Origin of the sequence: Bradyrhizobium sp. CCBAU 11361, assembly GCF_028128935.1 — a bacterium.
Classification (GTDB): domain Bacteria; phylum Pseudomonadota; class Alphaproteobacteria; order Rhizobiales; family Xanthobacteraceae; genus Bradyrhizobium; species Bradyrhizobium niftali.
Genome location: NZ_LBJZ01000188.1, coordinates 148,302 through 170,574, shown reverse-complemented (window position 1 = coordinate 170,574; position 22,273 = coordinate 148,302). Strand labels below are relative to the sequence as shown.

Sequence of the window (22,273 nt, the reverse complement as noted above, 5' to 3'; positions counted from 1 at the left end):
CGGCCTGCTGGATGTTGGCGACCGTGGTGCCCCAGGCGCCGGCTGCGCGCAGCGAGCGGGCGAGCTCCGGCGACATCGGGGTCTTGGCGTGCGGCGCGACGCTGACGCCGGCACTCGCGCACCATTTGAGGAAGAGGTCGCGGTTGGCCGCGAAGGCGGCCTCGTCGAGGGTGAGGGCGGGCAGGGCAAGATCGCCGCGCGAAGGTGACCAGCGCTGGTCGCCGATGTCTTCAGTGGCCAGGCCTTCGACCAGGGGAATGCCCCGAATCGTCGTCGAAAGGCGTTGGCTATCCCACCGGGACAAGAACTGCATCGTCGCTCCCTCGGCGGCCCTCGACCGCTGGGGGAACGATATGTTCGAATGACAACGTTGTCATTAGCCAAAATTGGCCAATATGGGGACAAGTTCGAGGCAATGAGGTATTTAGATAGGGATTTGTGCTCGCGAATTGAGCTAGTGCTCGCCGCCCATCTGGAGGAGGACTTCCTCGATATCGATGTCGACCTGGCCGGCGGCCCTGACGTGGCGGACCTCGAGACTGTCGCCCTGGAAGCGGTACTCGACGAGGCCGGTCTCCTTGATCGCGATCCGGTCCTGGCGTGAATCGTTGATCTTGAAACCGACCGACGGCGCCCAGACGTGGCGTGTATGACGGAACGTGAAGTCGCGGCGCTGGTGCACGTGGCCGCTGGCGATGAGGCGCAGATCGACGCGCGCAAACATCTCGATCAGCCGCGCCCGCGCCGGCTGCGGCACGTAGCGGATCGCGGTCTCCGCTGTCTCGGGATCGTCGGGCAGGTTGAGGAACACCGGCTTGTGCAGGAACAGCGCGACCGGCCTGCCGTTCGTGCGTGCAATCTCCTGGGTCAGCCAGTCGAACTGCTCGGCCTCGAACGCGAGGCCCGAATTCATCACCAGCGAGTTGAGGCCGATGAAGCACCAGCCCGCGGTCTCGAACGACCAATGGTCGTCGCCGACGATGTCGCGAAATTGCTGGCGGTGCGTCTCGCTGACCGGCGGCTTCGGCGCCGGCCCGATCGCGGTCGGATTGTCGCCGATGTCGTGATTGCCGGGGAGGTAACGGCAGGCAACGGGCAGGGCGTCGTGCAGGCCTTTGGCGAACACGACATCGTCGCGGCTGGTCGGCCCGTCGAAGGAGACGTCGCCGGTGTTGACGACGAGATCGGGCCTGTCAGCGTCGATGTGCTCGCAGACGCGGTGGAAGTTGGCGATCAGGCCGGGGAAGCGCCGGCCGAGATGGGTGTCGGAAATCTGCGTCAGGCGAAATGCGGACATGGGGCAAGGTGTAGCCCGGCGAAGCGTCGGAACGATGACGGCGCCTGCATCGCCCGCGATCGAACAAAGTTTAAAGCACGCGGTAGCGGATCGTGTAGGCGTCCTGCGGCGCGACGCTGCCCGCCAGCGGCGAGGCGATGCGGTCGGCGAGATGCCAGGGGCCGAACTGCTCGGAGCGATGCGGCTCGGCCGGAAGGCGGAGGCGGAATTCGAACGTGCCCTTGCCGGGAAGGCTCACGACCAGCACGCGGTCGGCCGTGCGGTGGTTGAGCGCCACCGCGCCGCGCAGCAGCGCGCGGCCGTCGGTGAGGTCGCGCACGCCGTCGACCAGCGCCAGCGTCTGGTTGCGGTCGGTGTGAAGCTCGATCTGGGAATCGGACACCGCCGTCAGCGTCTCCCTGGGCATGCGGATCTCGAACTCGACCGCGGGCTTGGACGGGTTGAGGCCGAGATAGGCGAGCGCGGCGTGGCGCATGTCGTAGGCGGCAAAGCCGAACAGGACGATGGCGGCGAGCGTGGCGAGGCCATGCCTGACGACGTCGCGCCAGGTCCGGTAGCTCATGCGGAAATACACCGTCATCGCCAACGCGACCGCGAGCGCCGCCGCGATGCCTGATAGCGCCGACATCAGAATGCCGAGCCGGCCGTCAGCGGATTCGGTCAAAAGGCTGAAGAGGGTGTTCATGGCGCTAGCTCGCCTTGGGCCCGAACGGGCCGAAATTGCTTTAACAATCGCTGGTTGGTCGCAAGAGCGGGAACACCGGTTCAACTCGTTGATTGTCAGCGCCAGCAGTCGCGGCTAATGACGGTCCGCGGTGTTCCGCCTTACGGGAAAGTTCCGATGTCTGCCCAAATGGTCCTGCTGCCTGTCTTCGTGCAGGTCGGTCTCACCTTCGCGCTCCTGATCGGCATGGCGCTGGCGCGCCGCCGCTCGCTGGTCTCGGGCGAGACCAAGATCCGCGACGTTGCGCTGGGCGAACCGAACTGGCCCAAGAGCGCCACGCAAATCGCCAATTGCTATCGCAACCAGTTCGAGCTGCCGGTGCTGTTCTACGCCCTGATCGCGCTGGCGCTCCCCTTGCGCCATGCCGATCTCTTCGTCGTGCTGATGTCCTGGGTATTCGTGGTGACGCGCTTTGCCCATGCCGGCGTGTTCGTCTCCTCGAACGATCTCGGCCGCCGCTCGACGATCTGGCTCGCCGGCGTGCTGGTGCTGCTCGCGATGTGGATCTACTTCGCGCTGAGGATGCTGTTGCTGATCTAGGCGCTTATCCGCCGATCCTGACCTGAAAGATTTTGAAATGACTCCCGCTGCCCGGCTGTCCGCAGCCATCGAACTGATCGACACCATCGAGAAGGACCGCGTGCCCGCGGCCAAGGCGCTGAAGGAGTGGGGCACCGCGCACCGCTTCGCCGGCTCCGGCGACCGCGCCGCGATTGCCGGCCTCGTCTGGGACGTGCTGCGCCGCTACGCCTCGAGCGCCTTCCTGATGGACGCCGACACCGCGCGTGCCAGGCTGATCGGCATGCTCCGCCTCGAGCGCAACATGGATGCGGCCACCATGGCCGCCTTGTTCGACGGCAGCCGGTTTGCGCCGGCGCCGCTGACCGAGGCCGAGCAGGCGGCGCTCAGCCATCGCTCCCTCGAGGACGCACCGGCCGCGATCGCCGGCGACTACCCCGAATGGCTCGATCCGCATCTTGCAAAAGTGTTCGGCGAGGATCGCGCCGCGGAAGCGGCCGCGATGGCGAGCCGGGCGCCGCTGGACTTGCGCGTCAACACGCTAAAATCCAACCGCGACAAGGTGCTAAAGGCGCTTGCTCATCTTCATGCGAAACCGACGCCGTGGTCCGCAACCGGCCTGCGCATCGAGCTTTCCGCCGACGCGCGCAACCCCGGCATCCAGGCCGAGGAGGATTTCATCAAGGGCGCCGTTGAAGTGCAGGATGAGGGATCGCAGCTTGCAGCCCAATTCACCGCGGCAAAACCCGGCGAGCAGGTGATCGATCTCTGCGCCGGCGCCGGTGGCAAGACGCTGGCGCTCGCCGCCATGATGCAGGGCAAGGGCCGGCTGATCGCCACCGACCGCGACAAGCGGCAGCTTGTGCCCATTCACGAACGCCTGTCGCGCGCCGGCGTCCACAATGCCGATATCCGCACGCCCAAGGGCGAGGCCGATCCGCTGGCCGACATCAGTGCCACGGCCGACCTCGTCGTGATCGACGCCCCCTGCACGGGAACCGGCACCTGGCGCCGCAACCCCGACGCCAAATGGCGGATGCGGCCGGGTGCGCTGGAGATCCGCCTGCGCGACCAGGCCGAGGTGCTGGAGCGCGCCGCACCGCTGGTGAAGCTAGGTGGCCGCATCGCCTACATCACCTGCTCGGTGCTGGCGGAAGAGAACGGCGAGCAGGTGAGGGCGTTCATTGGCCGCCATGGCGAGTTCGCCGTGGTGCCGCCGGAGCAGACCGCGAGCGTGCTCTGGGACAAGGCGGAGGATTTCGCAAAAGCCGCGCTGCAATCGCCCGAGGGCTGGCTGATGACGCCGCGCCTAACGCGGACGGACGGGTTCTTCGTCTCGGTGCTGAAGAAGACCGCCTGATCAACGTTGTCATTCCGGGGCGCCCGCAGGGCGAGCCCGGAATCCATGGCGCGGCAGTTTCTGCGGTCCCATGGATTCCGGGTTCTCGCTTCGCGAGCCCCGGAATGACGGAAGGGGCCAAAACAAAAAGCCCCGCAGACCGAATCCGGTCGCGGGGCTTTCTAGTTCTAGCGCTCTGCCGGTACGTCCGTGGTCAGAAGCGCCGGTGCGCGGGCGATTAGCCGACGCGGAGATTGTCAGCCGACGACTTGCCGCTGCGGCGGTCGGCGACGATGTCGAACGAGACCTTCTGACCCTCGTTGAGGGAGGAGAGGCCAGCGCGCTCGACGGCGCTGATGTGCACGAACACGTCCTTCTGGCCGTCGTCCGGCTGGATGAAACCATAACCCTTTTGGGTGTTGAACCACTTCACGGTGCCCATAGCCATGGGAATTTCCTTTAGTTAGTTAGAGAGGATACGCACGCGGACCGGAACGCAGCGCTGCGCCCATAGCCCTGATGAGTCGATGTTTTGGAGAAATCATCTGAAGCGTGCGCGCCTGTCTTAGACGAGGCGAAGCGGCCCAGTCGTTCGGCCAAGTATCGATGATCACAATATAGCGAGAATTTTGGGCCACTTCAAGGCATCACCCGCCGCCCGGTACCTCGCCCGGATTTTCTATTTTGCGGTGCAAATTAACCACTCCGGCGCGTCTCAATCGACGATGAACAGCGTCGCCCCGGTGGCCGTCGAGGACCGGTGCGCGGCGTCGCCGAAGTCCGAAACCTGGTAGCTCATCCCCGCCGTGAGCTTGAACTTGCGGCCGTCGCGCAGCTCTGAGTCGAGCTCGCCCTTCAGCACGTACAGCACGTGGCCGCGGTCGCACCAATGGTCGGCGAGATAGCCCGGCGAATACTCGACCATCCGCACCCGGAGATCGCCGATATTCAGCGTGCGCCACAGCGCCTGGCCGGTCTCCCCGGCATGCGTGGTCGGCTCGACCTTGCTCCAGTCGGTGACGGTGAAGGGGGAGGTGGGGAGTTTCATGGGGGGATCCTGTCTCAGAGCCGGCAATGCCGGTGTTAGCGTAGGCCGTTGCCCCAGTCTCCGTCATTGCGAGCGCAGCGAAGCAATCCAGAAATGCATCCGCGGAGGCCGTCTGGATCGCTTCCGCCTGCGCCAAGGTTTCGGCGGACAAGTCGCGGAGCTCGCAACGACGAGCTTGGGGCAAGAGCGTTCCGCCCTCTCGCTGTCATCGCCCGCGGAGGCGGGCGATCCAGTACGCCGAGACGGTCGTGATTGAATCGACAGCCCGCGGCGTACTGGATTCCCCGCCTGCCGCCTACGCTAAAGCTTCGGCGCCCCTGTACCTCGACCCCGGCGAAGCCTTGGCGTAGCCGGGTCGCGGGGAATGACAGTGGTGTTCGCGGGGAATGACAGCGGTGGGTGGGGCGGCACCGTTCAATACGCGTCACCCCACCAGATGGTTCGCCGACCCCTGCACGATCAGCCCGGCGTCATTCACCCGCAAATACTCGCAGATCCTCTTCCCCCGTTCGTTCGCGTAGAACACCACCATGCTGTCCGGGCTCACGAACACATCGATCAGCGTGAAATGCAGCTCCGGCACAAACCCGAGCGCCTTGCCCCAGTACGCCCGCAACGCGTCCTTGCCGCGCACGGTGCCGCTGGCGTCGAACCCCAGCGCGGGGATGCGGTCCGAGCTCATCACGGCGGTCTCGTCATAGAGCGTGAGCACGCGCTCGAGATCGCGCGTATTCCAGGCCTCGACCCAGGTCCGGCCGAGCGCGGCAAGCGATGATGGCTGATGGTGCTGTGGCATGGCATTCTCCCTGATCGGCCCCTGGTTGAAGGGTGGGGCAAGTTAGGTCAATAATACTTACCTATATCCGTTTGTCCATGCCCAAAGAAGAATGTGGGCGCGCAAACCTGCGCGGTTGCGGGTCGTCGCGCCGTCGCGTATCTGCTTGCCATGACAGCAGCACAGAACGACCGCTCCGCGTCGACGCCATCCGTGGCCTCGGCGCATGACAAGATTCTCATCGTCGACTTCGGCAGCCAGGTGACGCAGCTGATTGCGCGCCGCGTGCGCGAGGACGGCGTCTATTGCGAGATCGTCCCGTTCAACAAGGCCGAACAGGCTTTTCTGGAGATGAAGCCGAAGGCGGTGATCCTCTCCGGCGGGCCTGAATCGGTGCACGAGGCCGGCTCGCCCCGCGCCCCGCAAGCGATCTTCGCCTCCGGCGTTCCCGTGATGGGTATCTGCTACGGCCAGATGACCATGGCGGCCCAGCTTGGCGGGGAGGTCGAGGGCGGCCATCACCGCGAATTCGGCCGCGCCGACGTCGAGGTTAAGGCGCAGAGCAAGCTGTTCGAGGACGTCTGGTCGCTTGGCGGCAAGAACCAGGTCTGGATGAGCCATGGCGATCGCATCACCAAGATGCCGCCGGGCTTCTCGGTGGCCGGCACTTCGCCGAACGCGCCTTTCGCGATCATCCAGGACGAGAAGCGCAAGTACTACGGCCTGATGTTCCACCCCGAAGTGGTGCACACGCCCGACGGCGCCAAGCTGATCCGCAACTTCGTGCGCAAGATCGCCGGCCTCACCGGCGACTGGACCATGCGCGCCTTCCGCGAGGAGGAGATCCAGAAGATCCGCGCCCAGGTCGGCAAGGGCAAGGTGATCTGCGGCCTCTCCGGCGGCGTCGATTCGGCTGTCGCGGCGGTTCTGATCCACGAAGCCATCGGCGACCAGCTCACCTGCGTGTTCGTCGATCACGGCTTGATGCGCCTCAACGAGGCCGAGCAGGTCGTCGACCTGTTCCGCCACCACTACAACATCCCGCTCGTGCACGTGGACGCCTCCAAGCAGTTCCTCGGCGAGCTCGAAGGCGTCACCGACCCTGAAACCAAGCGCAAGACCATCGGCCGCCTCTTCATCGAGGTGTTCGAGGCCGAGGCCAAGAAGATCGGCGGCGCCGACTTCCTCGCGCAAGGCACGCTCTATCCTGATGTGATCGAGAGCGTCTCCTTCACCGGCGGCCCCTCGGTGACGATCAAGTCGCACCACAATGTCGGCGGTCTCCCCGAGCGCATGAACATGAAGCTGGTCGAGCCCTTGCGCGAGCTGTTCAAGGACGAGGTGCGCAAGCTCGGCCGCGAGCTGGGCCTCCCCGAAATCTTCGTCGGCCGCCACCCGTTCCCGGGCCCGGGCCTCGCCATCCGCTGCCCCGGCGACATCACCCGCGACAAGCTCGACATCCTGCGAAAGGCCGACGCCGTCTACATCGACCAGATCCGCAAGCATGGCCTCTATGACGACATCTGGCAGGCTTTTGCGGTGCTGCTCCCGGTCAAGACCGTCGGCGTCATGGGCGACGGCCGCACCTACGACTTCGTCGTGGGCCTCCGCGCCGTCACCTCAACCGACGGCATGACCGCTGACTTCTACCAGTTCGACATGAAATTCCTGGGCGAGACCGCCACGCGCATCATCAACGAGGTGAAGGGCGTGAACCGGGTGGTGTACGATGTGACCAGCAAGCCGCCGGGGACGATTGAGTGGGAGTGAGGGGGAGTACCGTGGAGTGGTATCGGTTAGCAGAGGACACTCGGGCGAATCCTAGGTCATCGATAGTAGCCGATAGATTCTAAGCGACCCGCAGATCTTCCGCTCCGTCGGGCGTCTCCCCGCTCTTCGAACGGCGCCGATACGCCGATTACTGCTCCTTCTTGAACAAATCCTGGAAGATGAGCTGGCCCCAGATGCGGTCGCGTGCGTGCACCAGCGCGCCACCCTCGTTGAGTTTTCCCAGCTTGACGGGTGCGAACCCGAGTTGTTTGGCCAAGGCCACCACGGGAGCGGTCGCTTCCTCGTCGTCGCTCGACAGAAAGACGACCCGGTGGCCACCCTCGACGATCGGATCGGTAGCCAGAGTGGCCGCGATCAGGTGATTGAAACCTTTCACGAGCTTGGCGCCGGTGAACGCCTTCGCGACAAAGGCGGAGGACGGGAGACCGTCCAGCTCCTCAGGGGAAACTAACGCGTTCATTGCGTCGATGGCCGTCTTGCCTTTCCAGCTCGGCAGGGCCTTCGCAACCTCGCGATGCTCCCCGAACGGGACCGCCAAGATGATTATGTCGGCCTCGAGTGCTTCCCGCAGCGACTTGGCGACGACCGTGGGGCCAATCGCCCGAACCTGCGGCGCCAACGCATCGGGCGGCCGGCGGCTCGCGACGGTGACGTCGATGTTCTTGCGGGCGAAGGCGTGGGCGAGGGCCTGGCCTATCTTGCCGAATCCTACAATTGCGTAGCTCATAATGCTTTTCCGATCCGTGTTGGTATTGATTACCCATCCTTCAACGGCGCTGGGTTATCCGTTTCGCTGCATGGCGACCTTCGCGAGAGCTTCGGGCCGCCACACCAGGCGATGCGCGTCATCGGTTCGAATTCCTGAATTGACGCGTAGACGTCCTGCCGTGAACGACTTCCGCGCGGCCGGAGGGTCAGCCACTTCCGGCGATCCGGCGCGAATTCAGATGGCCGAGAAGCCGCCGTCGACAGACAACTCCACCCCATTCACGAAGCTCGAATCGTCTGAAGCAAGAAACAGCGCGACCGCCGCAATTTCCTCAGGACGACCCATCTTTCCCCGCGGGATCAGAGATTCGAACATCCGCTTCGCCTCCTCGGTGAGAACTTGGTCCTGCATCGGTGTGGCGATCGGCCCCGGGCTCAGCACGTTCACGCGGATATTCCTGCCCTTCAGTTCGTTGAGCCAAGTGCGTGCGAATGAGCGCAACGCCGCCTTGCTCGCCGAATACACGCCGTAACCAGGAAAACCTTTCACCGAAGCAACTGACCCGGTCATGAAGATGGATCCGCCATCGTTGAACAGCGGCAACGCCTTCTGAACCGTAAACAGCGTGCCGCGCGTATTCAGGTTGAAGGTCGCATCGAAATGCTGCTCGGTAATCTCGCCCAGTGGGACGGCTTCGCCGATGCCGGCGCTCGCGTATAGGACGTCGATCCTGCCCTTTTCCCGCTTGACCGTGTCGAACAGACGATCGAGGTCGTCGAGATTGGCCGCGTCGCCGCGCACGCCGGTCACGTTCCGGCCGATCAGCCTGACGGCCTCGTCGAGCGTCTGCTGCCTCCGGCCCGTGATGAAGACATAGGCGCCTTCTTCGACGAACCGCCTGGCGCTCGCCAGCGCCATGCCGCTCGATCCACCCGTGACGACTGCAACCTTACTTTCAAGCTTTCCCATGACTTCTCCTTGAGACTCCGTCTTTGGCCGTTCGGGGCTGCCCCCGAGGATCTCGACATAGGTCTGCCGGCGTCAGGCGTTGAGTGCGGAAGCACGCACATCGGTGGTGCGAAATCGATCCGGCTGGACGACAGACGCCGGCGCGACGATCGGTGTCCGCCGTTCGGAGTCGGGCGCTTGTCGGCATGGGCTATGATAATTGCCCCGCACCACCCACGTACGAGATGCTGTTCGATGTGTTGGACACGGGCTTTGGAAGGCGCACCCCAGCGGTGCTAGATTGCACCATGATCGACTGGGATGACGTTCGCTACTTTCTTGCCGTCGCGCGTGGAGGCTCGGTGCGGGCCGCCGCCGAACGCCTCGGGGTGAACCACTCGACCGTGCTGCGACGCATCGCCCAGCTCGAGGAACGGCTCGGGGCGCTCATGTTCGAGAAGCTGCCTTCGGGTTACCGCCTGACGGCTGCGGGGGAGGAGGTCCTCGAGCTCGCGGAGCAGATGGAAGCGTCGTCGCACCAGCTGGAGACGCGCGTCTTCGGCCGCGACCAGAGTGTGCGCGGGCTTCTGCGGGTGACGCTGGCGCCGCCCCTCGCGACACACCTGCTGATGCCGGACTTCGCCGATTTCGCGCGTCTGCATCCGGACATCGAGATGGACATCCTGTCGTCCGGCGAGTTGGTAAATCTGACCAACCGGGAGGCCGACGTCGCGATCCGTGTCGTCTATGACCGCAAAACCCTGCCGCTCAATCTTCACGGCCTGAAGGGACCGGAGCTGTTCGGCGGCGTCTACATGTCCCGGGATCGGCTAGCCGCATGGCGTGCGGGCGCGCCTGATCCCGTCAGGTGGATCGTCATCAGCATTCATGGAATTCCGGATTGGGCCAGCGAGGGTGAGGTTCGCACCGCCGAGGTTCCTTTCAGGGTCACAGATGCCGGAGCGCAGATCGTTGCTGTACGGCAGGGGCTCGGAATGACGACACTGCCGTGCTTCGTCGGAGATGCCGACCCTCTGCTGGCGAGAGTACCAGGCACCGGCCTGCACATGTACGGAACGCTCTGGCTTCTCACGCAGGGGGAGACACGCAAGACGAAGCGCATGCGGCTCTTCACCGAGTTCCTATCCCGCAGGCTCGCCGCTTACGCGCCGCTTCTCGCGGGACTGTCCGTATCGCGCGACTGACGCGTGGCAGGTCGCCGGCGACACTTGCCGCAATCCGGTCGGAAGCTGACCCCATGTTACGGCTGGCAGGAGCGGTAGCGCTCACCCCGGCGCGCTGGTCGGGACTGCGCAGCCGGGGCGAACGCGGGCACGCTAGGCGCGATTCTTGAAGCGCCCAGCTCTCGTGGCCGGTCTCGACGATGTCCCAGTAGTGGGTGAGCCGATCGAGCAACGCCCTCGATCACATCTGCTCCGGGGGAGATCCAAGGCACGGGCCTTCGAGCGAACCAGGACAACGACAGAATGGCCTTTCGCTAGAGCGTCGCGGACGATCAGCCGTGTGTGAACGTCGCGGTTCACGCCGTCACGGCCTTCTGGGCCGCCGCAAAGACGTCGCGTGCGGACGTCGTACCCGCTACGTGCTCCGCACCCTCGACTCCGAGGTCCATCCATCCTGCATTCACGGCCTCAAACATTTCCTCGGCAGCTCCGGTGTGGCCCTTCGGGATGCCGAATTGCTCGAACGCTTCCGCCCACCCAGCACGCGGGACTGCAAAGGCTTTCACCTCGAGATTCAGGACTTCACCCAATTGCTCCGCGACTTCATCCGCGCTGACCATCGAACCAAGCTCGACGACGCGCTGCCCTGACCACGCTGGCCCGGTCAAAAGGGTTGCGACCTCCGCGCCGATGTCGTTGGTCGCGACCATGGTCGATTTCCGGTTTGTCGGATTGTAGTAGACCGGTAGCGTTCCGCCCTGGGCGACCTGCAAGCCGTAGAGGAAGTTTTCGAAGAATCCACCTGCGCGGACAAATGCGATTGGCGATATCAGGTCGCGAAAACCTTGCTCCAGAAGCGACATCGCCGTGATCATGCCAAGCCCGCTGGTCCTGTTCGCACCCATCGACGAAAGCGCTACCACCCGCGGCGGCGCTGTCTTGGTGAGCGCCTCGACATAGTTCGCAATCACGCCCTTGGCTTCTTTGTAATCGGGCGAGGGGGCCCAGACAGCCGGCAACATGACAAACGCGCCTTCGACGCCTTTGAGCGCCCGCTCGATGGCTGCCGAATCATTCCAATCACCGTCAACCAGTTCCACGCCCTTGTTCGCCCAGCTTGACGCCTTCTCGCGATTGCGGACGAGCGCGCGTACTTCCTTGCCGTGCGCCAACAGATGTTCTGCCGTTGCGCCGCCCACTTTTCCCGTGATTCCCATTACTAAAAACATGCGTTTTCTCCTGATCTTGAGGGACAGAGCACTGCCCCCGTTGGTTCACCGGATGAGCGGCAGAATGGCCCGGATTCGGGGATCGCGCGCGTAGAGGCCGCCCCATGTCATCGCGCCGAGAAGCAGGGAAATGATTTCCGGCGGCGCCCCCAACTCACCAATGCGGACATCGGCGCAGATGGCACCTCCCAAAAAGCCCGTCACCAGGATCGCGCCGAGAACGGCGGTGGCCGGGATGGCATAAAGGACGGCGCAGGCGAGTATGATCGGACCCACGACACGGGTCAGGTCCATCGCGAACCCGGTTTCCTGCAACATGCTCGCGATCTGTGCCGGCGCGAAAAGCTGAATAGTGCCGTCTGCCACCAGAGCGATAACGACAAACGCGCTCATTATCCGGCCGGCCCACAGGGCGCGATGCAAGGTCATAGTTTCAGGCACCTGATGCAGGTTCATGGTTTCGGGCACTTGTCATTCTCCGATGGGGGGATCCCATATTCGGAGCTTATTGTGTCTCTTGGGTATGATAAACACCGACAAAGTGAACACACTGTTCTCTCTGTGGCGAACAATGCCGAGGGACGAAAATGCAGAATCTCGAACCCATCCTGATTTTCATAACGGTAGCGGAAATGGGGAGCTTCACCCGCGCAGCCGATAGCCTGGGCATTCAGAAGGGAAGGGCCTCAACGGCGGTCCGGAAGCTGGAAGAAGACGTCGGTGTCAGGCTCCTCCACCGCACGACGCGCAGCGTGCAGTTAACGGAGGACGGACGCGCATTTCATGCCCGTGCCCGCGATCTGCTTGCTGAAGTCGATGACCTACACTCGATGTTCGCAGGCGATCGCGTGGCACTTCGCGGGCGTTTACGGGTCGATCTTCCGACCGAGGTGGCGCGCACAACGATCGTGCCGGCCTTGCCGGATTTCATGGCGACTCATCCCGAGTTGGAGCTGGAGGTGTCCAGTACGGATCGGCAAGTCGATCTGGTTCAAGAGGGGTTCGACTGTGTATTGCGGCTTGGACCCATAGGGGACGAGACGCTGATTGCCCGCCCACTGGGCCTGTTGCGCATGGTCAACGCTGCCAGTCCCGCCTATCTGGCGCGCTTTGGAGTCCCTCGATCGCTAGAAGATCTCCAACGTCAGAAACATCGGACAATTCATTTTTCGACGATGCTGGGCGCAAGACCCTATGGATGGGAATATCCGGACGGCGACAGCTACGCGACGCTTCAGTTGCCAGGGGCGCTACACGTCAACAGCGCGCAGACTTACGAAGCCGCTGCCCTCGCCGGCCTTGGCCTGATTCAGGCGCCACTCTTGGGGATTGGCCGATACTTAGAGAGTGGAGCGCTTGTGGAGATCATTCCCGATTTTCGTCGCCGGGCGCTCGCCGTGTCCCTCGTCGTAGCACATCGGCGCAACCTGTCGCGCCGAGTCCGCGCATTCATGAAATGGATCGAAAATGTACTCGCGCCTTATTTAGAATAGCGAAACGAATTGCTTCGTCCGGCCCTCGATGACTGAGAATAGTTGGCGGTATCAGGCGGAAATCGAGAGCAGCGAAGCGGCGGCCGTTCACACCGAGCACACGTCTACTTCGTCGATTGACTCCGATAGCTGCCGAAGCCGCAATTCCTCCGAGCGAAACAAATTTTCCTGTGAATTCAAGACCAAAAAGTTCGGGCGGGTATACCGTCGGGATTTGACCGTCAGCTTTGAGAATTTGTGCTTACAAATCAACGTGGAATTGTCGTCCTAAATGATTGAGTGGGAGTAGTGCTGCCCGCCGTCCTCGCGTAGTCTAGCGTATCTCGTCGAGTTGTTATCTCACTTCGTTCCTGTTGAGGAATCAGACCGGGCATGAGCTTGGCTTATCCCGGCAGAAGATCAAAACCCATCGTCTCTTCACTCGTAGAGTATTGCAGCGAGTTGGATCGTACAAAACGGCCGGGGACCAAGGTTCGTTCGCGCACCGGCAGGTCTTGGCCAAATCCCCCGAGGATTACTTCGACGAGATCCGAACGACAAAGTGACCCAGTATATGCTGGATGTCGCCAAACAGATGGTCGTGAGATAGGCGGGCCCGTTCGATCCTGGAAATTGGAGATCGCTACGAGGTGTGGCAGTCGATCCGTGAATTGAAGGCAGGCCAGCAAGTCGAACATGACGCAGCGACCCGCCGCAACCAAGGTAGTCGATTTGATGGAGGCTGGCTACGGGGCAGTGTCAGCGTTCACGTGCGCGAGCGTGGGGAGCAAAAACTACAGCCATCCGGCACAGTGCTTGGCTAACTCGGCCGGTAAAGGCGAGGATGGCGTCGCGGGCTTTCTGGAAGCAAGGTGCCCTCCAGTCGCGCTCGCCTTCGCACCGCAGGGCGCACAGTCGGCGAAGAGCCTACCGCCATTTGTCTGCGGTCGATTTTGCCTCCACCTCCGCAGGAGCGGGCGTGATGTACCGCGGATTAAAGGGACGGGATCGCCAGATTGGGCGAACGGACGGGTGTCGCTTCCCTAAACCTCAGCTATCCAAGCGGGTTCCCTTAATGGCCGCGATGCCAGCATGGAATTGGAGAGGCGAGATACCTCGTTAGATTCTGTACAAAATAATACACGAGCTGCTTCTGTCTCGGTGTTCTTTACAAGAGCTGGTCGACTTGACCAAAAGAACTCTCGCGACGATAGTCTCTTTTGCGGAGGGACGAATGGGGCGACCACCAGACGTGTCCGAGGTTGGGCAATTGGCTGCTAGCGCCGATGCTCAATCCCGCATTATTCCGCCCACTCTGACGTTGCCAAAGAGCGGTGGCTCCATTCGCGGGTTAGGAGAGAAGTTCGCAGCCAGTTCGGCGACAGGCACAGGTTCGATGACTGTGCCGCTTCCACTTAGCCCGGGTCGGCAAGGGCTCAGTCCTTCGTTGCAACTAGTATACGACTCTGGAACGGGTAACTCACCTTTCGGATTCGGATGGCAACTCAATCTGCCTTCGATTACGCGTAAGACAGACAAAGGCCTCCCTCGTTATGACGATGTCAGCGAGAGCGATGTGTTCATCTTGTCAAATACGGAAGACCTCGTTCCGATCGAAGATGACATACCTTCGCAGGATACGCGCTGGATCATTCGCCGTTATCGCCCCCGAGTCGAAAGGCTGTTTGCTCGCATTGAGAGGTGGACGAATAGCCACGATCCTACGGATGTCCATTGGCGCTCGATTTCTCCCGATAACGTACTAACAGTCTATGGCGACTCACCTTCGTGCCGCATCTGCAATCCAAGTGAGAACAAGGCGCAGCAAATTTTCTCTTGGCTCGTCGCTTGGTCCATCGACGATCGAGGGAATGCAGTCCTCTATCGGTACAAGCAGGAGAATGGCGACGGAGTTAAACTGGAAAGGCCGTCAGAGGCCAACCGAGGGCAGAAGAACGCGGATCTACGTAAAGCCAATCGCTACATCAAAAGCGTTCATTACGGCAATCGAGTACCGATGTTGGGTGACGATGGCCGACGTTGTCAGGAGTTCCCTGAGACTCAACAGATCGAAAGCGTGATTTCACGCAATTGGTTGTTTCAGGTGGTGTTCGACTATGGCGAGCACGCCTCTGAACCGCCAGCAGTTGAAGAGACGGCTGAGTGGACGTTTCGTGACGACAGTTTTTCCAGTCGACGATCGGGATTTGAGATCCGGATAAGCCGGCTATGCCAGCGCATTCTCATGTTTCATCGCTTCGACGAGCTTGAGGTCGGCAAGGACACGCTCGTTCGGTCCCTCACTCTTACTCACGACACAGGTCCCGATGAAGCCGGGCCTGGGTATTCGCTTGTCCGCTCCGTCACCCAGCGGGGATATCGGAAGCAAGAAAGCAAATTTGTGTCAGCCGATTTGCCGCCGTTGTGCTTTGAATACAGCGAGGCGAAGATCGATCCGCTTGTCCGGTCAATTTCTGCGGAGACGCTCGAGAATGCAGCCGGTGGACTCGGGTCAAACCACCGTCAATGGGTCGACATTGATGGTAGCGGCATCGCCGGGCTTCTGACGGAGGAAGCGGGCCTCTGGCTATTCCAGCAGAATTTGAGTCCGTTGCGCCACCGCTCGGTGGAACTCGCCCCCGTCCGGGTCGTGAGCAACCGTCCCTCGCATGGGATCCTCGATGGTTCGCTGATGGACCTTGAAGGAGATGGCCGACCGGACCTGGTCGTCTTGGCGGCTCCGATCACCGGCTTCTATGAAAACGAGGTCAAAACAGGTTGGAGTTCGTTCCGGTCCTTTCGCCACGGCCTCAATCGGAGTCTGGGGAATGCGGATGTCAACTTCATCGATCTCGATGGAGACGGTCGAGCGGACATCCTCGTTGCCGAGGACAACAAACTAACTTGGTATCCTTCCCTGGGTGAGGACGGCTTCGACGAGGCTCTCGCCGTCGACATCCCTCTCGATGGGGAGATGGGGCCGTGCGTCCTCAAGCGGAGTGAATTCGCATCCACTCATTTCGCCGACATGACGGGGGATGGTCTGTCCGACTTGGTCAGAGTAACGGCCCGGGAGGTCTGTTACTGGCCCAATCTTGGATATGGCCGGTTCGGGCCGAAGGTCACTATGGACAATTCGCCGCCACTCGACCTCGACGGCGGCTTTAAGCCGGATCGAGTCATTTTGTGTGACATCGATGGCTCAGGCACGTCCGATCTTGTTCACCTGACGACTTCAGGGCTCCGAACCTACTTCAATCGCTCCGGCAATGCGTGGAGCGGCTCCGACGAGCCGACAGTCCCTGGACTTCGGGCAAACAACCTCGGCAGTGTCGCGCCGATCGATCTTTTCGGCAACGGAACAACATGTTTAGTCTGGTCGTCGGAACTCGACCATGAGCCGCTCGGTTCGATGCGATACGTCGACCTCATGGGCGGCGCAAAACCGCACCTTCTTACGAAGGTCACGAACGGCATGGGGAGTGAAACGGAAATCAGCTATGCAAGTTCGACGCGCTTCTTTCTCGAAGATCAGCGCTCGGGACGCGGCTGGAGCACCAGCCTTCCATTCCCGGTGCATGTGGTGAGCCGCATCGTCAATCGCGAGCATGTGACGGGAAGCCGGTTTGTCTCTCGATTCGCTTATCACGATGGTTACTTTGATCCCTTTGAGCGGGAATTCCGTGGCTTCGGAATGGTCGAACAATGGGATACTGAAGACTATCCCACTGCGGAATCGGAGACGGATCAAAAGCGGGCACCGGACGAGCGGGCCGCTTCATTTGTTCCTCCGGTGCATACCAAGAGTTGGTTCCATACCGGCCACGCCAACGTCGTCGATCGAGGCCCGGAGACGCTGTCGGACGCTGTCAGTGCGACGCGGACCGCAGATTGGTATCGTGAGCCGGCCCATGAAGAGAGTGCTGCCGCAAGGATGCTTCCCGCGGCCCCGCCGCTCCCTGCGGGCCTCGATCAAAAGGGCAGGAGAGAGGCTTGCCGCGCGCTTCGTGGCCTCCTGTTGAGACAGGAGGTCTATGCCGACGACAAGTCGGACAGGGCGAAGGTGCCATACCTTGTCACGACGCACACATATGCGGTTCGCACGATCGAACGCCCAGCCGTGAAGCGTTACGGCATCTTCATGAACTCGATCTCCGAAACTCTGACCCTCCACTACGATCGCGATACTTCGGATCCACGCGCGTCACACCGGATTGTCATCGAGACGGACGACTACGGGAACGTCCTGAAAGCCTGTGACATTGCCTATGGGCGACGAGCGCGGATCTGGCGTCAGGACGAGGGGGCGTGGCGAGAGGTGCCCAATCCCGGGTTCGACCGGATGTCGGACTGGGACATCGGGCGTCAGCGGGCTGCCAGGATCATTTACAGCGAGCAGAAATACACAGATCCGCTATCCGGCGAGCTATCGTATCGTGGACCGATCGAATGCGAGGCCCGCCGATACGAAATCTTCGAGTTTGCGCCGAGTGCCTCGAGCGGACGTTATGAGGCGTCCGATTTCCGGTGGCCCGCGACCGGTGAGTTGGGCTACCTGCCAGACCTCGACTATTCCGAGCGAAACGGCGCGGCGAAGCAAAGACGTTTGATCGAAATGCGGAGAACGTTGTTCCGCAACGACGTGTTGAGTGGATACCTGCCGCTGGGACACTCGGGTGAACTTGCACTTGTGGGAGAAAGCTACAGGTTAACCTTGACTGGCAAACTGGCGAGCAGCGTCTACGTGCGGTCGAACGAGGGCCGCGAACCGGAAGCACTTCTGCCCGATGCCGAGGCGATCCTCTGTTCGATCGGGACCGGCGGTGCCGGATACGTATCGAGTGGATCGATGAAGCGGCTGGGACTGTTCCCCGCCGATGACGACGACCAGCTGTTCTGGGAGCATTCGGGCCGGTGCTTTTTTTCACCCTGTCCTGAAGACAGTGCGGGCGAAGAACTCTCGTTCGCCCGCTCGCATTTTTTCCAGATCCATCGCTGGACCGATGCTTTCGGCGCAACGTCTGTTGCCACGCTTGATGACCATGTGCTGCTCACGACGCGCGTCACCAACCCGGTCGGAAATTCGGTGCAGGCCATTCATGACTATCGCGTTCTGCTGCCGAGCTCGGTGTCCGACGCGAATGGAAATCGCGCGGAAGTGCGATTCGACGCACTCGGCCTGGTGGTCGCCACCATTGTTTGCGGTAAAGATGCGACTGAAGGGGATTCGTTTCAGGTTTTCAGGGACGATCTTTCGTTTCGTGAAGTTAGAGATTTCTTAAGCTCGCCCGATCCGACCGAGCTCGCCCGAAACTTTCTGGGTACCGCGAGCACGCGCCTGATCTACGACTTCTCGCAGGTCCCGGCGGTGATGGCATCCATTGCGCGAGAAATTCACGCGCCTGATCCCGATGGCTCTGCGACGCCGCTTCAGCTGAGCTTCTCCTACTTTGACGGGTTGGGACGGGAGGCTGGCTCGAAGAGTCAGGCCGAGCCAGGACCCGTGCCCGAGAGAGATTCGTCAGGCGCGATCGTGCTCGGCCCGCTTGGTCTTCCCCGGATGGGGACGTCCATCGTCGCGCGGCGTTGGACAGCACAGGGCTGGATCGTCAGGAACAACAAGGGTGAGACCGTACGACGGTATGAGCCGTGGTTCAGTAATACCCATAGATTTGAGCCCCGACAGCGTGTCGGAGTCAGCGCGGTGTTGTTTTTCGACCCGGTGGGTCGCGCGATTGGGACGCTTAGCCCGGATCACAGCTGGACGAAGGTTGAGTATACGGCTTGGAAGACAACCTTGCACGATTCAGTTGACACATTGGTGGCCGGCGACGGGTCGGATTGCGTAAACGACCCCGTTCTTGGCGCGCATTTCGAACGCCTGCAGCGCAACGAGTACACTCCGGCCTGGTATGCCCTTCGCACTGATCCCGCGTACGCGACCGAGTTTGACAAGCTGTACGCGTCGGCCGAGGAGCGCTTGCGCCAGACGCAGGCGGCTGAACAGGCGATGTCGCTTGCCGGTACTCCGACCGTCCATCATCTGGATTCGATGGGCAGGATATTCCTCAGCCTGTCGGATCTGGGTGGCCCGCCGGGCACGGAACATCGACGACTTCCCCATCGTGTGGAGCTCGACATCGAAGGCAACACACTTACGGCCCGCGACAGTCTCACGACCACGAAGGACGTCACGGGTAAGGAGACCTTTGATCCTCTGGGGCGCGTCGTAGAGCGGTCGCTCTATGACATGCTCGGGAACCGGCTTCGTCAGATCAGCATCGAGGCTGGAGAGCACTGGACCGTTCGGGATATCGCGGGCAATCCCCTGATCTCCTGGACTGGCAGAGGACATCGGGAGAGGTCGGAATACGACGCGATGAGGCGACTGGTGCGGAAACTGGTGGCGGATGACGATTCCGCCAATCATGCTCGGGAGGTTGTGATCGAGCGCACGATATATGGCGAAGAGGCGCCGGACCATGTCAAAAACCTCCGCGATCGAGTCTGGGTTCATCTCGACCAGTCCGGCATCACGGTCAACGAACAATTCGACTTCAAGGGAAATCTGACCCACAGCCGGCGGCGCCTTGTCGCGCGATCGGGATATCGTTCGACGGTTGATTGGAGCCGGGCGCCCATCGCTGGTGCTGCGGTGGAAGACAACGTCGCGGCCTTGCTGGAAGAAGCCTCTTGGTCGAGCAGTCAACTCTATGATGCGCTGAACCGTGTCGTTCAATATGTTCCTCCGTACCGCGACGGTGACGCGATCAGCGCCGTCGGCAAGGACTACAACGAGGCCAACCTCCTCCGCCGCACGCGCGTGTGGCTCAATCTTCGAGCCGTTCCTTTGCAACGCCTGAAGGAGGCGCCTACGATGGTGCCCATCCGCGATATTGTGTACGACGCCAAGGGACAGAAGCTCGTCGTTGAATTCGGGAGCGGGTATGGGCCGGGTCGGAAGGGCCTGACTGCGCAGTACCGATACGATCCGCTCACCTTCCGAACCACCGAGATCAGTGCGTCGCGAGACGTCGAACTGGTGCCGTCCGGCCAGCAGGCTGGCGGCGAGGGTGCCGGACAGCGCCGAGGGCTGCAACGTCTGCGGTACACCTACGATCCTGCAGGAAACATCTCTCATATCGCGGACGACGCGCAGCAGGCAATCTTCTTTCGCAATCGCCGTGTCGAGGCGGGCGCGCGATATTCCTACGATGCGCTATATCGTCTGGTCGAGGCGAGCGGTCGCGAGCATATTGGTCTGGCGCGCGCCGGCTCGCGATCGGCGAAGCCGTACGATTGGGACGATGGTGTCGGTGATGGAAGTCTAGGTGGCGGCACGCTGTTGCCCAGCGACGGGACGGCGCTGGCAAGCTATCGAGAGACCTATTCCTATGACGATGCCAGCAATCTGGTCGAGATGCGTCATTCCTCCAGCGACTCGCGTGTTGCAGGTTGGACGCGGAAGTTCGAGTACTCAGAACACAGCGCCATCGACGAGCCGGTCAGTAAGCCGTCCAACCGGTTGAGTGCGTCCACTGTCGGAAGCCTGCGCGTTAGCTACAACTACGATCCGAATGGCAATCTGCTGGCGATGCCGCATCTTCAAGAGATGCTTTGGAATCATCGCGACGAGCTTCAGATGTCGCGGCGCCAAGCGGTCGGTCAATCGATCGGCGAACGCACATTCTATGTGTACGACGCCGCGGGAACCCGCACACGCAAAGTGACTGAATTCGGCGATGGTCGCCTGAAGAATGAGCGCCTCTATTTCGGTGACCTGGAGGTGTATTGCCAGCACTCAGGCCCAACGGCCGGTTTGGAGCGGCGGACTCTTCATATTCACTTGGGAGATGATCGCGTGGCTTCGATCGAAATTCGTAACGCGGTCGATGATGGCAGCCCGCAACGACTCGTACGCTACACATTGTCGGATCATCTGGGTTCAAATCGAGTTGAACTCGACGAGTTGGCGCGTGTCATCAGCTACGAAGAATACACGCCGTACGGCAGCACCTCATATCGCGCTCCGCGACACAAGGGTTCTGCCCCAAGCCGCTACAGGTTCAACGGTAAGGAGAGGGACGATGAGACCGGTCTTTATTACTACGGTGACAGGTACTACGCTCCCTGGCTGGCGCGATGGATCAGCTGTGATCCAGAAGGCGTGGAAGAAACGCACAATCTGTATCTCTACGTCCGCGCAAATCCGGTCCGCAACGCCGACCCTAGCGGCGGTGGGTTCCTAGACAAGGTCAAGGCATCGGCTACAAATGCGCTCGCTCGCGCTGAAGCGGCTGTAAAACCTGGCGGCTCCGTGTTCGAGGCCGTCGATAATGCGTTCAATCCGCAGAAAAACGAAGTGAGCGCGGGTGTGCTCAACAACCTGGCCAATCGCGGAGAAGCGATGGTGCAGGGTACGATCAAGGAGGTCAAACAGGCAGGCAATGACGTTGGGGACGTCGCGTACTACTCAACTCACCCGACTGAAGCCGGAGCAATCAAGAAACTGTCCGCAGCGACAGATGGCCTCGCCAAGCAAATTCCCGGCGCGAGCGCGCAGCCTTATATTGACAAGGCAACGACCTTCGCCAATCAGGTTGAAACCGTCGGGAAGGCATTGGGCGACATTGCCTATTATGCGAAGAACAACAACGAGCATGGGGCGAATGGAAAGATAGCGAGCGCGATCACCGACATCGCGATCGATGGTCCCCAGATAGCGCTGACCATTGAAGGCGCGGCTAGGGGCGTAAAGGGCCTCGCGCCAAAGCCGGGTCTCAAATCCAAGGTCAAGGTCATGCCCGCGGCAAAGGAAATTGCGGCGCGCGATCTGAAGGCGCCTCGAGGAACGGCGAAGAACCCGATTCCGGTCCACGAATTGAAGACATACAAAATTAAAGTGGATGGTCGGAATTATCCGCCTGCGGTCGTGGAGGACATGCAGCAGAGAATGCAGGGCTACTACGGCAAGGATATGCACCAGGGCAGAAGCAAGACGCCCGGAACGACGTTCCAGGTGGGACATGCCGATACTCCACAGGTTTTTGCCAAGGATGGCACGGAAGTCAGGGTGCGCGCCGAACTTACCGAGATGAACCGAGCGTCAAGCGGTTCGATCAGGAAGGAGGCGGCTCGAGTGCGCAAGCTCAACAAGGTCTTGCCGCCTGACAAGCAAATCTACGTCCGTCCGCCGCAATAGAAATTCATAGTATTTTAAGGTCAAGGTTATGCACGT

Annotated in this window: 15 protein-coding genes and 1 pseudogene; 6 read left to right on the top strand and 10 right to left on the bottom strand. The window is 61.5% G+C overall.

What is annotated here, in order from left to right; translation table 11 throughout:
* From XI08_RS29070 to XI08_RS29060, 3 genes and pseudogenes are all read right to left on the bottom strand, one after another.
* Window positions 1–313: pseudogene (locus XI08_RS29070) on the bottom strand (amino acid deaminase); the annotation flags it as partial.
* A 141-nt stretch (window positions 314–454) separates the two neighbouring features.
* Window positions 455–1,297 (bottom strand): metallophosphoesterase family protein, encoded by an 843-nt coding sequence (locus XI08_RS29065; protein ID WP_271577016.1) that lies wholly within the window; start codon window positions 1,295–1,297, stop codon window positions 455–457.
* A gap of 70 nt (window positions 1,298–1,367) precedes the next feature.
* Window positions 1,368–1,982, bottom strand: a complete 615-nt coding sequence (locus XI08_RS29060; protein ID WP_271577015.1) for an acriflavin resistance protein — start codon at window positions 1,980–1,982, stop codon at window positions 1,368–1,370.
* A gap of 156 nt (window positions 1,983–2,138) precedes the next feature.
* Between XI08_RS29060 and XI08_RS29055 the strand changes: the two genes are divergently transcribed.
* Both XI08_RS29055 and XI08_RS29050 read left to right on the top strand, forming a co-directional pair.
* The gene (locus XI08_RS29055; RefSeq protein ID WP_271577014.1) at window positions 2,139–2,561 is read left to right on the top strand and encodes an MAPEG family protein; all 423 of its coding nucleotides are present in this window, start codon (window positions 2,139–2,141) and stop codon (window positions 2,559–2,561) included.
* 37 nt (window positions 2,562–2,598) lie between these two features.
* A complete protein-coding gene (locus XI08_RS29050; RefSeq protein WP_271577013.1) occupies window positions 2,599–3,900 on the top strand; it encodes an RsmB/NOP family class I SAM-dependent RNA methyltransferase in 1,302 nt (433 codons plus the stop codon).
* Window positions 3,901–4,117: 217 nt separating this feature from the next.
* On the opposite strand, the gene XI08_RS29045 is transcribed toward XI08_RS29050, so the two are convergent.
* The 3 genes from XI08_RS29045 to XI08_RS29035 all read right to left on the bottom strand — a co-directional run bounded on the left by XI08_RS29045 (window position 4,118) and on the right by XI08_RS29035 (window position 5,723).
* Window positions 4,118–4,327 carry a cold-shock protein gene (locus XI08_RS29045; protein ID WP_008141931.1) on the bottom strand — a complete coding sequence of 70 codons (210 nt, stop codon included), beginning with the start codon at window positions 4,325–4,327 and terminating at the stop codon, window positions 4,118–4,120.
* Between the two features lie 267 nt (window positions 4,328–4,594).
* A complete protein-coding gene (locus XI08_RS29040) occupies window positions 4,595–4,927 on the bottom strand; it encodes a DHCW motif cupin fold protein (RefSeq protein WP_027543080.1) in 333 nt (110 codons plus the stop codon).
* A 424-nt stretch (window positions 4,928–5,351) separates the two neighbouring features.
* Window positions 5,352–5,723 carry a nuclear transport factor 2 family protein gene (locus tag XI08_RS29035; protein ID WP_271577012.1) on the bottom strand — a complete coding sequence of 124 codons (372 nt, stop codon included), beginning with the start codon at window positions 5,721–5,723 and terminating at the stop codon, window positions 5,352–5,354.
* Between the two features lie 150 nt (window positions 5,724–5,873).
* Here XI08_RS29035 and guaA point away from each other — a divergent pair, with 150 nt between their 5' ends.
* A complete protein-coding gene (gene guaA / locus XI08_RS29030) occupies window positions 5,874–7,472 on the top strand; it encodes a glutamine-hydrolyzing GMP synthase (RefSeq protein ID WP_271577011.1) in 1,599 nt (532 codons plus the stop codon).
* 148 nt (window positions 7,473–7,620) lie between these two features.
* Here guaA and XI08_RS29025 read toward each other — a convergent pair whose 3' ends face one another.
* Both XI08_RS29025 and XI08_RS29020 read right to left on the bottom strand, forming a co-directional pair.
* The gene (locus XI08_RS29025) at window positions 7,621–8,220 is read right to left on the bottom strand and encodes an NADPH-dependent F420 reductase (protein ID WP_333928449.1); all 600 of its coding nucleotides are present in this window, start codon (window positions 8,218–8,220) and stop codon (window positions 7,621–7,623) included.
* Between the two features lie 216 nt (window positions 8,221–8,436).
* Complete coding sequence (locus XI08_RS29020) at window positions 8,437–9,171, bottom strand: SDR family NAD(P)-dependent oxidoreductase (protein ID WP_271577010.1); 735 nt, start codon at window positions 9,169–9,171, stop codon at window positions 8,437–8,439.
* Window positions 9,172–9,458: 287 nt separating this feature from the next.
* On the opposite strand from XI08_RS29020, the gene XI08_RS29015 reads away from it, so the two are divergent.
* Window positions 9,459–10,355: a LysR family transcriptional regulator gene (locus tag XI08_RS29015; protein ID WP_271577009.1), complete on the top strand. Its 897-nt coding sequence runs from the start codon at window positions 9,459–9,461 to the stop codon at window positions 10,353–10,355.
* 335 nt (window positions 10,356–10,690) lie between these two features.
* Here the strand turns inward: XI08_RS29015 and XI08_RS29010 are convergent, their stop codons facing one another.
* Together XI08_RS29010 and XI08_RS29005 are read right to left on the bottom strand one after the other, a co-directional pair.
* Complete coding sequence (locus XI08_RS29010; protein ID WP_442869871.1) at window positions 10,691–11,563, bottom strand: NmrA family NAD(P)-binding protein; 873 nt, start codon at window positions 11,561–11,563, stop codon at window positions 10,691–10,693.
* A 45-nt stretch (window positions 11,564–11,608) separates the two neighbouring features.
* Window positions 11,609–12,031 (bottom strand): DoxX family protein, encoded by a 423-nt coding sequence (locus XI08_RS29005; RefSeq protein ID WP_271577007.1) that lies wholly within the window; start codon window positions 12,029–12,031, stop codon window positions 11,609–11,611.
* Between the two features lie 119 nt (window positions 12,032–12,150).
* On the opposite strand from XI08_RS29005, the gene XI08_RS29000 reads away from it, so the two are divergent.
* Together XI08_RS29000 and XI08_RS28995 are read left to right on the top strand one after the other, a co-directional pair.
* Complete coding sequence (locus tag XI08_RS29000; RefSeq protein WP_271577006.1) at window positions 12,151–13,056, top strand: LysR family transcriptional regulator; 906 nt, start codon at window positions 12,151–12,153, stop codon at window positions 13,054–13,056.
* A gap of 1,213 nt (window positions 13,057–14,269) precedes the next feature.
* Window positions 14,270–22,237 carry a SpvB/TcaC N-terminal domain-containing protein gene (locus XI08_RS28995; RefSeq protein WP_271577005.1) on the top strand — a complete coding sequence of 2,656 codons (7,968 nt, stop codon included), beginning with the start codon at window positions 14,270–14,272 and terminating at the stop codon, window positions 22,235–22,237.
* Window positions 22,238–22,273 lie beyond the last annotated feature (36 nt).